This is a genomic window from Acidobacteriota bacterium, from assembly GCA_028874215.1.
GTDB lineage: Bacteria > Acidobacteriota > UBA6911 > RPQK01 > JAJDTT01 > JAJDTT01.
On record JAPPLF010000031.1, the window covers coordinates 1 to 12531 of the forward strand.

13 protein-coding genes are annotated in these 12531 nt (G+C 62.8%); 9 read left to right on the forward strand and 4 right to left on the reverse strand.

Annotation, left to right across the window (positions count from 1 at the left end; translation table 11 throughout):
• The 4 genes from OXT71_06085 to OXT71_06100 form a co-directional block, all read left to right on the forward strand.
• A partial coding sequence (locus OXT71_06085; GenBank protein MDE2925952.1) for a hypothetical protein occupies positions 1 to 339 on the forward strand: 339 nt, incomplete at its 5' end.
• Positions 336 to 1835 (forward strand): sodium/solute symporter, encoded by a 1500-nt coding sequence (locus OXT71_06090; protein ID MDE2925953.1) that lies wholly within the window; start codon positions 336 to 338, stop codon positions 1833 to 1835. The genes OXT71_06085 and OXT71_06090, both read left to right, overlap by 4 nt.
• 83 nt (positions 1836 to 1918) lie before the next feature.
• Positions 1919 to 4531 (forward strand): TonB-dependent receptor, encoded by a 2613-nt coding sequence (locus OXT71_06095; protein MDE2925954.1) that lies wholly within the window; start codon positions 1919 to 1921, stop codon positions 4529 to 4531.
• Between the two features lie 128 nt (positions 4532 to 4659).
• Positions 4660 to 5451: a hypothetical protein gene (locus tag OXT71_06100; GenBank protein MDE2925955.1), complete on the forward strand. Its 792-nt coding sequence runs from the start codon at positions 4660 to 4662 to the stop codon at positions 5449 to 5451.
• A 209-nt stretch (positions 5452 to 5660) separates the two neighbouring features.
• Here OXT71_06100 and OXT71_06105 read toward each other — a convergent pair whose 3' ends face one another.
• Together OXT71_06105 and OXT71_06110 are read right to left on the reverse strand one after the other, a co-directional pair.
• Positions 5661 to 5984 (reverse strand): type II toxin-antitoxin system RelE/ParE family toxin, encoded by a 324-nt coding sequence (locus tag OXT71_06105; GenBank protein MDE2925956.1) that lies wholly within the window; start codon positions 5982 to 5984, stop codon positions 5661 to 5663.
• Positions 5981 to 6250: a hypothetical protein gene (locus OXT71_06110; protein ID MDE2925957.1), complete on the reverse strand. Its 270-nt coding sequence runs from the start codon at positions 6248 to 6250 to the stop codon at positions 5981 to 5983. Before OXT71_06110 ends, OXT71_06105 begins: the two co-directional genes overlap by 4 nt.
• Before the next feature lie 266 nt (positions 6251 to 6516).
• On the opposite strand from OXT71_06110, the gene OXT71_06115 reads away from it, so the two are divergent.
• From OXT71_06115 to OXT71_06125, 3 genes are read left to right on the forward strand one after another with little or no spacing between them, the layout of a single operon-like run.
• Positions 6517 to 7767, forward strand: coding sequence for a multiheme c-type cytochrome (locus tag OXT71_06115; GenBank protein ID MDE2925958.1), 1251 nt, complete (start codon positions 6517 to 6519; stop codon positions 7765 to 7767).
• Positions 7764 to 8381: a NapC/NirT family cytochrome c gene (locus OXT71_06120; protein MDE2925959.1), complete on the forward strand. Its 618-nt coding sequence runs from the start codon at positions 7764 to 7766 to the stop codon at positions 8379 to 8381. The genes OXT71_06115 and OXT71_06120 overlap by 4 nt, the downstream gene beginning before the upstream one ends.
• Complete coding sequence (locus OXT71_06125) at positions 8378 to 8590, forward strand: hypothetical protein (protein ID MDE2925960.1); 213 nt, start codon at positions 8378 to 8380, stop codon at positions 8588 to 8590. The genes OXT71_06120 and OXT71_06125 overlap by 4 nt, the downstream gene beginning before the upstream one ends.
• Before the next feature lie 217 nt (positions 8591 to 8807).
• Here the strand turns inward: OXT71_06125 and iolG are convergent, their stop codons facing one another.
• Positions 8808 to 9806, reverse strand: a complete 999-nt coding sequence (gene iolG, locus OXT71_06130) for an inositol 2-dehydrogenase (protein MDE2925961.1) — start codon at positions 9804 to 9806, stop codon at positions 8808 to 8810.
• Positions 9807 to 10009: 203 nt separating this feature from the next.
• On the opposite strand from iolG, the gene OXT71_06135 reads away from it, so the two are divergent.
• A complete protein-coding gene (locus OXT71_06135) occupies positions 10010 to 10288 on the forward strand; it encodes an antitoxin (GenBank protein ID MDE2925962.1) in 279 nt (92 codons plus the stop codon).
• Between the two features lie 49 nt (positions 10289 to 10337).
• On the opposite strand, the gene OXT71_06140 is transcribed toward OXT71_06135, so the two are convergent.
• Complete coding sequence (locus OXT71_06140) at positions 10338 to 10655, reverse strand: transcriptional regulator (protein ID MDE2925963.1); 318 nt, start codon at positions 10653 to 10655, stop codon at positions 10338 to 10340.
• A 375-nt stretch (positions 10656 to 11030) separates the two neighbouring features.
• Between OXT71_06140 and OXT71_06145 the strand changes: the two genes are divergently transcribed.
• Entirely contained in the window at positions 11031 to 12347 is a 1317-nt protein-coding gene (locus tag OXT71_06145) for an amidohydrolase family protein (GenBank protein MDE2925964.1), read from the forward strand.
• The last annotated feature ends 184 nt before the right edge of the window (positions 12348 to 12531 follow it).

The window sequence follows — 12531 nt, forward strand, 5'->3', positions numbered from 1 at the left end:
TCGCCCGGTCTTCGTCGCCACTTTGCTTCACCGGAGTTCGGCGGTTGGGAAACCGCCGCTCCATACGGTCGTGTTATCGTTGGCGCCGCCGATGCCTACCGGAGAGGAAGAGCAATGGCAGCGCAGATTACCGTATCCGTCGATTCCGATGTAGCCGGCATCTACCGTTCGGCTTCGGACGAAGAGCGTCGCAAACTGGATTTGCTCATCAACTTGCATTTGCGTGATGCAACAGCCTCGAAGAAGTCACTCAGCGACATCATGTTCGACATCAGTCGCAACGCGCAACGACGGGGTCTGACTCGGGAGATCCCGCAATCCATCCTGGACACTGAATGAGCCCCCTCGACATCACGGTCCTGGTCGTCTACCTGGCGTTTATCGGCGGCCTGGCCTTCCACTTCTCCCGGCGCCAGAAATCGGCGGAGGACTACTTCCTGGCCGGACGCAACCTGCCCGGCTGGGTGGTGGGCTTCTCCCTCATGGGGACGGTGGTGAGCAGCGCCACCTTCGTGGGTCATCCCGGGAACGTCTTCTTCAGCGACATGTGGCCCTTCGCCTATCACCTGGGCCTGCCGCTGGTGGTGCTTCTGACCCTGGGGCGGTTCGTGGTCTTCTACCGCCGCACGCTGCGAATGAGCCCCTACGAGTACCTGGGAACCCGTTTCGGGTATCCGGCCCAGGCTTATGCCTCCGTCTCCTTCATCCTGAGCCGGGTCCTGGACATGAGCCTGACCGTCTACTTCCTGGGGCTGGCCCTGGCCTTCGTCACCGGGTGGGACGTGTGGTGGGTGATCCTGGTGGTGGGCCTCCTGACCGTGGCCTACACCCTGGCGGGCGGCATTCAGGGCGTGGTCTGGACCGATTTCCTGCAGGGGATCCTTCTGGTGGGGGGAGGCGTGCTCTGCTGCGCCCTGATTCTGGGGCGGGGGGACGCCGGCCAGATCGTCACCACCGCCTGGGAAGGGGGCAAGTTCAGCCTGGGCAACTGGGAACCCAGCCTGATCGAGGACAACTTCTGGCTCCTGTTCGTGGGAGGGGTCTTCCACTTCCTGCAGGCCTTCGGGACCGACCAGAACATGGTGCAGAGGTACCTGCTGGCCCGAAGCGACCGGGAGGCCCGCCGCAGCGCACAGTTGGGCATCCTCTCCTGCATCCCCATCTGGCTCCTGTTCATGTTCCTGGGAGGCCTGCTCTGGGCCTTCTACCAGGCCGACCCGTCGGCGCTTCCCCCGCAGGTCGCAGAGGTCAAGGACAACATCATTCCCCACTTCATCATGACCGAGCTGCCGCCGGGGTTGCTGGGACTGCTCCTGGCGGGACTGCTGGCGGCGGCCATGTCCAGCATGGACTCGGATCTCAACAGCATCGCGGCGGTGGTGTTGCAGAATTTCTATCGGCGGATGCGACCCGGGGCGCCTCAGCGGCGCCAGCTCATGGTGGGCCGGGCCGGGGTGGTGGCCGGCGGGCTGATGTCCATTTTCCTGGCGCAGCAGTGGATCGGCATCGAGTCGCTGGTGAAATACTCGCTCGGCCTGGCTCTGGTCGTCTCGGGGGGAAAACTGGGCCTCTTCGCCCTGGGATGGCTCTTCCCCAAGGCCACGGCCAAGGGAGCCTACTCCGGTCTCGCCGCCTGCGTCCTGTTCACGCTCTGGGCCGCCCTGACCCGGGTGGAGATGCCCAACAGCCAGAGCCCGTTGCTGGATCTGGGCGCCTACAACTTTCCCTGGATGCCCATGACCATCGGGATGATCGGGCATGTCCTGGTGCTGGTGGTGGGCTATGCCGCCAGCCGGGGGAAGGGAGGCCGGTCCGGGAGGGCCTCGGTGTGGTGAAGTGGCTGGCGGCCGTTGGGCTATTGTTTTCGATGGCCGCAGCGGCGCCGCCGGCTGCCGCTCAGTCCGGACAGATCGCGGGAGTGGTCGCCGATGCGACCGGCGGAGTGCTTCGCGGGGCGGGCGTCACGCTGACGGGCGGCCCGGATGGTCGCCGCGAGGCGCAGACGGACGACACCGGCCGCTTCGTGTTCAGGGGCCTCCATCCCGCAACCTACACGGTCACCGCCTCCCTGCCCGGATTCGATGCCGAGTCGGTGGACGGCGTTGCCGTCCGAACCGAACCGGTGGAGCTGCCGGTCATCACGCTGCGGCTCGCCGCCTTCGACGACGCGCTGGTGGTAACGGCGACCCGCATGGAGGAGCCGTTGCGGGAGGTGCCGATGAGCATCTCTGTGGCGACCGGCGCCGACATCGAGCGGCAGAGAATCGGCAACCTGACGGAGCTGTCACGCTGGATGCCCGGCCTGACCGTGGTCGACCAGGGCGCGCGCGGCAGCAACGTCGTCATCGCGCGCGGCCTGCACACGGACGCTCTGAACGGCTCCGAGCAGGCCGGCAACAACTACAACAACGGCGTCGCGACCTACCTCGGCGACATCCCCCTGGCGGTCGACCTTCGGCTGCACGACATCGAGCGGGTGGAGGTGCTGCTGGGGCCGCAGGGGACCTTGTACGGCGCCGGTACGCTGGCAGGCGCCGTGCGCTACCTGCCGCGCCGCCCCGACACCGAGCGGCGCAGTTTTGAGCTGCGCGGCGACGGGTTCGCACTGGCGCACAGCGGCTCACCCGGCTCGGATGCCAGCTTCACCTTCAACCTGCCGCTGGTGACCCGGAAGCTGGCGCTGCGCGGCTCCGTCGACCGTTACGCCAACCCCGGATTCATCGACTACGACTACCTGCTGCGCACGCCCGGCGTCTCCGAGCCGGAGCCGGACCTGACCGACCCCGCCGCGGTGGCGGCCAACCTGCGGAGCGAGCCCGACGCCAACACCGAGGAAACCTACTCGGCGCGGCTCTCGCTGCTCTGGGAAATCACTCCGGAACTGTCGGCGTTGTTCGCCTATCACCTGCAGGATCAGCACGCCGGCGCGCGGCAGATCAACCACGCCCGGTCGTTCGACACCGGCCGCTACACCGCGGCGCACCGCTACCTGGAGCCGAACGACCGTAAGAACCGGTTGGGGAGCCTGGAGCTGAGCTGGATGCCGGGCCCGGTGGAGTTGACCACCGCCATTGGCTATTCCCGTTACTCCCAGCAAGGTCAGCGCGACCAGACCGACCTGTTGATCCAGGCGTTCGGCATCGTCGGGCTCCTACCAGGCGATTTTCCGGCGCTGACGCGGGCGCAGGCCATCGATCCCAGCGTCTCGGCCACCGACCTGACGGCGCAGTTTCGCTCCTTTTCCGCCTATACCCGCGAGGATTCCCGGGAGGATCGTTTCAATTGGGAGACTCGCGTGGTCTCCACCGGAGAAGGCCCTTGGCGCTGGGTCGGCGGCGTCTTCTTCAACAACTACGACCTCGACGCCACCAGCTTCGAATTCGCTCCCGGCCTGACGGAATTCTCCGGTGTCACGCCTGTCCTGGGGGGCAGCCCGGTGTCCGATCCTGTCGAGTACTACGACTTCGGAACCAGCGCGGTGGAGGAGCGGGCGCTGTTCGGTGAGATCTCGCGCGACCTGGGCGACCGCTGGCGTGTGACCGCCGGCGGCCGCTGGTTCGGATACGGCATCGACACCAGCAACGCGACCGAGTTCCCCTACACGCCCATGTACAACTCTCCGCTCACCGCCTTTGATTCCCACGACCGCGGCACATTGGTGAAGGGCAGCATCAGTTACCGGTTCGACGACGAGACAAACGCCTACTTCACCCGCTCCGAGGGATACCGCATCGGCGGCGGCAACAATTTCCGGATCTGCACCGACGAGGAGATCACCCTGCTCACCGACGCGGATCCCGGGAACGATCCACCGCAGTCCGGTTGCATCTACGAGAATCAGGCGCTGATCCGGCCGGACACGACCACCAACTACGAAGTGGGCCTGCGCCACTCGGGCCGCGACGGCCGGTTTGCGGCCAGCGGCACGCTGTTCCACGTCGACTGGAAGGATATTCAAGTAGCGGGTCTGACACCCTTCAGCGCGCAGCCGATCACGTTGAACGGCGGCGGCGCAGTGAGCCGCGGCGTCGAACTCACGGCGGCCGCCAGCCCGGCGACGGCGTTCCGCCTCCGCGGGTCGTGGTCATATGCGCACGCGGCACTGAGCAAGGACTCGCCCGGCCTGCTGGAAGGGGGCGCCGACGCGTTCAAGGGAGACCGCCTGTCGGGCGCGCCGCGCCACCAGGGCAGCCTGCTGGCTTCCTACAACTGGCTGTTGGGCAGCAGCGTGGTCGAGCTGCTGTACGGCTACACGTATACCGGGGACGTGCTCACGCGCATCGGATTGCGCGCCGGCGGCGAGGCTCTGCCGTCCTACGATCTGCACAACCTTTCCGTGTCGATCGCGAAGAACGACTGGACGCTGGAGTTCTATGCCAACAACCTGCTGGACGAATACGCCGTCACCGGCGTGCGCCAGACACCCGCTTTGATCGGTACGACCGGGGAAGGCTTCCGGTCCCGGCGCTACTTCGCCAACGTGCTCTCTCCCCGGCGGGTCGGCGTCCGAATCCGCTACGCTTTCCGGTAGCCGGGGGATGGACAGCATTTGTTCGGAAGGGGACGGTCGAAGGAGACAATCACGTTCTCGGTCCTTCGATTCAGGATGTCGTCCTCCCGATTACCTATAGGTCGAATGGTTGACTTTGGCTCAGTAGCATGATCAATCTGAACGAACGGTTGTCGGAATTCTCATACGGATACGGAGTGACTCGCGAGGTGGAAAACCTACTCCTCCAAGCGGGATGTCATGTGACACCGTTTCTTCCAAGTCTGGTGCACGAAGCAGAGCTTGGATTTGATGTAAGCTTTCACGATCCTGGTTTTATTCTCATGCTGCAGTTTAAGTTGGGTCAAGAACTTCAGCGGTTTCGTCGCTCCAAATACTGCCAAAGCATCCCACCGTTGACGAGTCCATTTTGGCGCTTCGATATAGATATTTCGGCACGCCAGTTTAAGAACTTGTTGAAATCCGAAAACGCCGATGCGCATGTCTATTACGTCGCGCCACGTTTCTCCGACTGGTTAGTCTATGAACAGGCTTTCTTGGCTAGTCGTGTGCTCTATGAATCACTGATACTTAGGCCATCTGAGATTATGCGCGGCATTCAAGCACAGGCGGAAAACAAAGATGTCCATCGGATCGTCTACGATGAAACAGACTGCTATGTCTGCTCTGAGTTGTTTAAACTTCGCAGTGTTAAACAGCGTGAGATATTTGACAATATAGTCGAACGAAAATCGGACACGTCCCTCGAAGAAAGTATCCAACGTCTGTTTGATTGCCTACGGACTAATTCTCGCGATGAGATCCGCGATGCGCAACAGTGGGAGTATCGCAACCAGTTCGACGCTCGTTCCAGACAAGATGTGCATGCCAGAGCATTGATAATCGGAATGGAGGTCTGGATCCGGGGTGCTCAGTTGGTCTTCGTCACTGAGTCCGCATAATCGATGAGAAACCAATAGATCCCGGTCAAGTGGTCCTTCCCGAAGTGAGGCGTTTACCTTTTCCAAGTGAGCGGTTTTTTCGATCGCGGACCAAGCGTTAGCAGAGATACGGGGACTGTCACGTTCTCGCTCGCTCTTCGACGACTTTGGGAGGCGTCTTTCCGAAACTGGTCAGGGGGACGAGAGGAATCCCGAAGATTCCTGATTCCTTACTTCTGGTGTTGCCTCTGCGGCATACGAGCGACCCAGTCCGCCCCAGCATATGTAACGGCATGAATGAACACCTCGCAGGCTTTGTCGTCAACCGAAAACGCTACGACAGCTTTTCTCCCGGCGGGGATGGCCCGCAAACCGCATGCTATTTCGTTACGGATGGATCCCGTGTGAGGAGTTCGTGCCAAACCCTCGATGGTCCGTTCAATCGTGGTCAGCGTCCGATCAGCCGCGAAAGGCCCTGCGTAATCGAGGACCCACTGAGCGATGACTCGAAGATCACGGGCCACCAGCGGATGGAATCGAATGCGGTACGTCACCTCTCCGGATCAGTCCCAATCGTGGCGCGAGCGGCTGAGAAGACGTGCTTCTGGTCCACGTACTCGGAACGTGGTGTCTGCATACGCATGCGGATTTCTTGGGCCAGAGCCGAAAGCGCTACGTTTCGCTCGGTCTCGTCCCGCATCATTTGTTCGATGGCCGCCGCCACCGCAGCACTGCGAGTACCAAAAACGCCTTGGCCCACCTTCTCCATCAGGTATCGATGGTGGCGATCCGTAAAGCTGAGGGTCGTTTTGACGGTCATCCGCACCTCCCTGGTATGACTAAGTCATATACCACTACGACGGGTCCGGTTCAAGCACACATGCGGAGAGAAGGGGACAGCCGCGTTCGCGCTCGAGCGCGCTCGAGTGCGGACGGTCCGGCCGCCCCTTTCGCAGAGTGATACTATCTTCCGAAGGGAATCGAGTGTCAGGACTCTGCGTTCGAGAGCTGTTCGACTCCCGACGGCGGTTGCTCCGCGGCCGGACCGGGACTGGTGGACTGCGCCGCACCCTCTTTTTCCTGCCGTTGGCCGTTCTGGCCCTGCTTTCATGCGGCGGCGATAAGCCGAAACAGGCCTCCTCGGATTGCGTCGAGTGCCACCGCGAGGTGACTCCCGGCATCGTCACGGACTGGGAGTTGAGCAGTCACAACCCCGCGGGGGTGGACTGTTCCCTCTGCCATGGCGACGAACATCGGACGGCGGAGGATGTGGCGCTGGTGAAGACGGCGACTCCCGATGTCTGCGCCACCTGCCATCCGATTCAGACGGAGCAGTTCCAAGGGGGCAAGCACGCCCTGGCCTGGGCCAGCATGAACGCCATGCCCACGACGCATTGGCTCCCCATGGCCCTGACCGAAGGGATGAAGGGCTGCGGCGGCTGCCATCGCGTCGGGCTCAAGAGCGAGGAAGAGATCCGGCAACTGAAGGCGGACGGCGTCATGTTCGGACTGGCGTCGTGTGACACCTGCCACACGCGGCACCTCTTTTCGGTCAAGGAGGCCCGGGAACCCCAGGCCTGCCGGACCTGCCACATGGGAATCGACCATCCTCAGTGGGAGATGTACTCCTCGTCCAAACACGGCGTCCGGCACATGCTCAAGCAGACCGGAACCCTGCCGGAACAGGCGTCGGCCCCCACCTGCCAGACGTGCCACATGCCCAAGGGGGATCATGGGGTGAGGACGGCGTGGGGCTTCCTGGCCGTGCGCCTCCCCATGCCGGAGGATCCGGAGTGGGCGGCCGATCGAGCCACCATCCTCCAGGCCCTCGGCGTCCTGGACCCGCAGGGCAACCCGACTGCCCGGCTGGAGGTGGTGAAGCAGGCCGACGTCGCCCGGCTGACCCAGGAGGACTGGCAGAAAGAACGCGACCGGATGATCCAGATCTGCGAGCAGTGCCACTCGTCGAATCTGGTGAAAGCGGAGCTGCAAAAGGGCGACGAGATGATTCGGGAGACCGACCGGCTGCTGGCGGAGGCGATTCGCATCATCGCTTCCCTCTACCGCGACGGCATCTTGCACAAACCGGACCACTACGCTTACGACTTCCCCGACTTGCTGGCTTTCCACGACGCTCCCTCGACCATTGAGCAGCGCCTCTTCAAGATGCACCTGGAACACCGGATGCGCGCGTTCCAGGGAACGTTCCACAACAATCCCGACTATGCGCTCTGGTACGGGTGGAGCGAGATGCTGCAGGATCTGACCGAGATCAGGACGCTGGCGCAGGAGCTGCGCGGCAAACATCAGTCGACGATGAGGACCCCAATCGAGTGACCGGCAACGTCATCCTCCTGAGCCTAGCGGGACTCGCAACCGTCGCCTTGATCGCGGCATTCGCCCGCCGGCCCGAATGGACCGACGCCGTCGGGGGCAGGATACTCGCGTTCGTCGCCCTGTTCGCGCTGCCGGGGCTCCTGCTCCTGGGCGGCGCCGACCGGCACTACGAGCAGGCCAAGACGACCGATTTCTGCCTCTCCTGCCACGTTATCGAGCCCTACGGGGAGAGCCTGCTCATCGACCATCCCCGGTTCCTTCCCGCCGCTCACTTCCAGAACAAGCTCATCCCCGCCGACAAGGCCTGCTACACCTGCCACACGAGCTACACCATGTTTGGAGACGTGGACGACAAGATCCGCGGCGCTAGACATGTCTGGCACAGCGTTTTGGGCTCGTGGTCCGACCCGGTGAAGCTCTACGAACCGTATGAGAACCGGGCCTGCCTGGAATGCCACCAAGGAGCCAGGTCCTTCGAGGAATACCCGGCACACTCACGATTTCGACCCGATCTGATCTCCGGGACCAAGTCGTGCCTCATGTGCCACAACCTGATTCACGAGGTCACGAAGCTGGACCGCTTCGAGCGCTGGGACCCGGAGGCGAAACCATGAGCTGGACTCGGTCGCCGGGTTTTCGGACAGGATTCGCGGGCCGCCTGCAACTCGCCGGATTGCTGATCGCCACCGGGATTGTGGTGGAACTTGGCACCTTCGTCTGGAACCACCCGGTTTCCCTGTTCCTGTTCCTGACGTTGGGAGCGGGGTTGGTCGTCGCGGGCATGCTTCTCTACCTGTGGTCCGTCGTGACCCGGAAGGAGTAACCCTGCGGAGACATGGATAAAAGGAAATTGAGGCAAGTCTGGACCTGGTTTACGTCCCAACTCGACACTCGACTCGTTACGAATGTCGCCGTGGGAGCGGTCCTTGGGCTCTTGTCGTGGGAGGTGATCAAGCTTCTGATCACGCTCGTCGGCCTCGTTGTCGGCGGTCTGGTGTTTTTGTTGTTCAGTTGACAGTTGGCAGTAACAGGACGTGGGTTCATTCGCCCACCCGGACCGTCCGGCCGCTCCTGGCTGATTCCTCTGCGGCCTCGGCAACTCGCAGGGCGCGCCTCCCGTCATCAAAGCCGGGAGACGGCTTGACGCCTTGCTCCACGGCGTCCACAAAGGCGTCGATTTCGCGGGTGAACGCTTCTTCGTACCGCTCGATGAAGAAAGGGTGCAGGCGGTCGCGGGCGGAGGTCCCGCTTGCCGTGTAGCGTTCGATGCTGGTCCGGGTGGGATTGGCGGAGACCAGCATGCCGCCTTCTCCGAACAGCTCGATCCGCTGGTCGTAGCCAAAGGAGCAATGGCGCGAGCAGTTGACGTGGCAGAGAGCGCCCGAGGCCATCCGCAGCACCACCATGGCGCTGTCCGCGTCGCCGAATTCCTCGCAACGCGCATCGAAGAGCACGCTGCCCATGGCCGTGACCTCCACCGGCTCCTCATTGAACAGGAAGCGGGCCATGTCGAAGTCGTGGACCATCATGTCCCGGTATATTCCCCCGGAACCCCGAAGAAAGCGCAGGGGCGGCGGGTATGGATCCCGGCTGCTGATGACGGCCTGCTCCAGACGGCCGATCTCGCCGTTGCGGGCAGCCCGGTGCACCTCGCCGTGGTTGGGGTCGAAGCGCCGGTTGAATCCGATCTGAAACGGCACGCCGGTCTCAGCCAGAACCGCCCCGCAGGCGTCGGCGCGCTCCATGTCCAGGTGGATCGGTTTTTCGCAGAACACCGCCTTGCCGGTCCGCGCCGCGCCTTCGATCAGGTCGCAGTGGGTGCTGGTGGAGGAGGAGATGCAAACGGCGTCGAGGGTGGGGTCTCCGAGCAGGGCGTCTACGGAATCGACGGAAACGGATCCGGTCTCGGTTGCGGCGGAGGCGACGGCGTCAGCATCGACATCGTAGATCCCCGCCAGTTCCACACGGTGGTTTGCCGCGAGGATTCTTGCGCGCATGCGGCCGATCCTGCCGACTCCGAACAATCCGAATTTGAGCATGGATTTCCCCTCGGTTGCGTGACGGTGCGGCGGGCGCCGAAGTTGGCGCCCGGCTCAACTGTGCGGTCGAGTATACAAGTGAAGAGGGGGACAGGAATGTCCGCCCTCCTATTGTATTTTGTGACGCGGGCTGACGGCGCTCGTTTTCTGGAGAGGAGTATTCCCAGCCGAAAGGCGACGAGGGCTTACCGAAGGAGGCAGCCATGGTGAGCGACAATTTGAGCGTCGAAGAGCGCGACATTCTCGACCGATTCGAGCGGGGTGACTTGCGCTCTGCTCCTGGTGCCGAACGCGAAGTTGAGGAGGCCCGTCAGGCGGCTCGAAATACGTTCAACAAAACCAAGCGAGTGAATTTGCGGATGACCGAGCGCGACTTCAAGCTCGCTCACTCGCGGGCCAGGGAGGAAGGGATCCCTTATCAGACTCTGCTGTCCAGCATTATCCACAAGTACTTGGCCGGCCGGCTGACCGACAAGAGGTAGCCTGACGTCACGGGTACGGGAGAAGTGGACCGTCCCTTTCCCGGCCCGGCTAGCGAATCACGTCCACCTTCAGGCGCAACCCCTCCTGTTTCTGGAGGAAACCGATGATTCGGAACAGGTTTCGGGCTTGGGGGTTGCCTTTGGGACCGAACATCCGCATCAGGCTCTTGGGAGATTTCTCAGTCAATCCGCCAAGCGCCTGAAAGCCGATCGTGGCGTTGATGTAATCGCGTAGCACCGCCTTCCCGGTATCCACGTCACCCGAAAGGAAGCACTCAATCCCTTCCTTGAGCAGTTCTTCGCCGAACACCGGATCGCTTTTGATGCGCGCCTGAATCGTTTCCTTGAAGTCTCGTGTCAATGGCATGGTTTTCACGTCTCCCGTCGTTACGAACCAAGGAGGTAGCGACTTTGAATACGGCCCCTCGGAGACCGGGGACTCCCTGATCTCTATCATCACTATATGGATTCTTATATGTTACCATTGATGAGTATCCCGGAGTCAAGATCCTTGTCTGGCCGGGAGAATTGGACTACCCCTTTCTCCGCGAGGCTCAAGTGAAGAGGGGATGTTCCCCCCTAACGGAAGTACGCCGGCCATCTTGGAAAAAATGTGATCCAATGCCGCCACGGTAGGCCGTCGATGTCAGCAGCAGCCGGATCGCTGAGCAGTCCACTTATTCCAATCGCCCTCGCACTTGTCCTGGCTGGTGCTGCGTGCGGTGAACCGGCTGAGGTGCTTGTGGGCGAGGGGCTTTTCGTCCTGGAAGGGGCCACTCTGATTGACGGATCCGGCGCCGAACCGCGCGAGGACAGCGTTATCGTGTTGGCCGGCGACCGAATCCTCAGGGTCGGCAACGCGGGTGATTTCCGTTTCCCCAACTCGGCACGGCGACGAGACGTTTCGGGCCACTATGTGGTTCCAGGATTCATCGATATGCATGTCCATGTTCACCCCAAGGCTGGGATCGAGACCGTGGAGGCGTTGCTCGATTTCGGAGTGACCACGATACGCAGCCCCGGCGCCGCGCAAAGCGCAGGCGTCGAGCTCCGGGACCAGATCGCGGCCGGGCGGGTTCGCGGGCCGCGGATGTTTACCGGCGCCGCCTTCATCGACGGGTCTCCGAGCCGATTCGACTGGACGGTGCCCGTGGCGACACCGGACGAGATGCGGGACGTGGTTCGGCAACAGGCTGCGGCGGGCGCCGACATGGTCAAGTTGTACTGGGACGTGACCCCGGAGCTGATGGCCGCCGCCATCGAGGAGGCTCACGCGCTCGGTCTGAAGGTCGCCGGCCACATCCGGGCAACGAGCTGGACCCAGGCGGCGCGGCTGGGAATCGACTCCCTGGTCCACAGCGGCGGAGAAGGGCCGACGTGGGAGCTGGTCCCCGAAAGGCACCGGGCCCAACTGAGGGCACTGCCCTACCCCGAATACTACGCCCGTTGGCTTGAATTGGTGGAGCTGGACGGCGAGCTGATGAACTCCCTGATCGCCGCCCTGGTTGACAACGACGTGACGGTCGACCCCACGCTGGTCGTGATGGAGAGCCTCTATTTCGGTGACGATCCGAAGGTTCTGGAGCGACTCGAGCCTCAGCGGGCTCCGCCCTCGGTCGTGGCGCTATGGGGTCCAGACTGGCGGCATCGCAACCCGTTCGTCTTCACCAACCCCATGGGAATCCTTCGGGCCTTCACGTCCGGCAAGGACGTATTCCCCGTCGCACTCCAGATCGTGCGGATGTTTCACGAGGGGGGAGTGAGGCTGACTGTAGGGACCGACGTGGGAATGCCCTGGATAACGCCGGGCGTGAGTCTGCATCGGGAACTGGAGCTCCTGGTCCAGGCGGGCATCGACGAGACCGACGTGATCGTCATGGCGACCCGAAACGGCGCCGAGGGGCTGGGTCTGGAGGATCAGCTCGGAACCGTCGTAGCAGGAAAGCTGGCCGACCTGGTCGTGCTCACGGCGGATCCGCTGTCGGACATCCGCAATACTCGCTCGGTGTCCGCCGTCTACAAGGCTGGCGAACTCGTGTATCCGGCCACGCCACCTTGACCCGTGCGGGAATTCGCAATCGGCAATGGCGGAGAAGGTGACTGTTGCCTTTTCCCACTGGTGCGAAGAAGGTGCCGGGTCGGTATCCGCTCCCCGGAATTCGGCGTGTCTGGCGGCGTTCTGGTATCGTCTTGGCAGACGGTGGATTCAGAGTCCCCGACTCCGAGATTGCTAAGACGTCTCA

What these genes read in the sequence shown, in the direction of transcription:
- OXT71_06090 (MDE2925953.1), top strand. Translation starts at nt 336, where the DNA reads ATGAGCCCCCTCGACATCACGGTCCTGGTCGTCTACCTGGCGTTTATC.
- OXT71_06100 (MDE2925955.1), top strand. Translation starts at nt 4,660, where the DNA reads ATGATCAATCTGAACGAACGGTTGTCGGAATTCTCATACGGATACGGA.
- OXT71_06110 (MDE2925957.1), bottom strand. Translation starts at nt 6,250, where the DNA reads ATGACCGTCAAAACGACCCTCAGCTTTACGGATCGCCACCATCGATAC.
- OXT71_06125 (MDE2925960.1), top strand. Translation starts at nt 8,378, where the DNA reads ATGAGCTGGACTCGGTCGCCGGGTTTTCGGACAGGATTCGCGGGCCGC.
- iolG (MDE2925961.1), bottom strand. Translation starts at nt 9,806, where the DNA reads ATGCTCAAATTCGGATTGTTCGGAGTCGGCAGGATCGGCCGCATGCGC.
- OXT71_06135 (MDE2925962.1), top strand. Translation starts at nt 10,010, where the DNA reads ATGGTGAGCGACAATTTGAGCGTCGAAGAGCGCGACATTCTCGACCGA.
- OXT71_06140 (MDE2925963.1), bottom strand. Translation starts at nt 10,655, where the DNA reads ATGCCATTGACACGAGACTTCAAGGAAACGATTCAGGCGCGCATCAAA.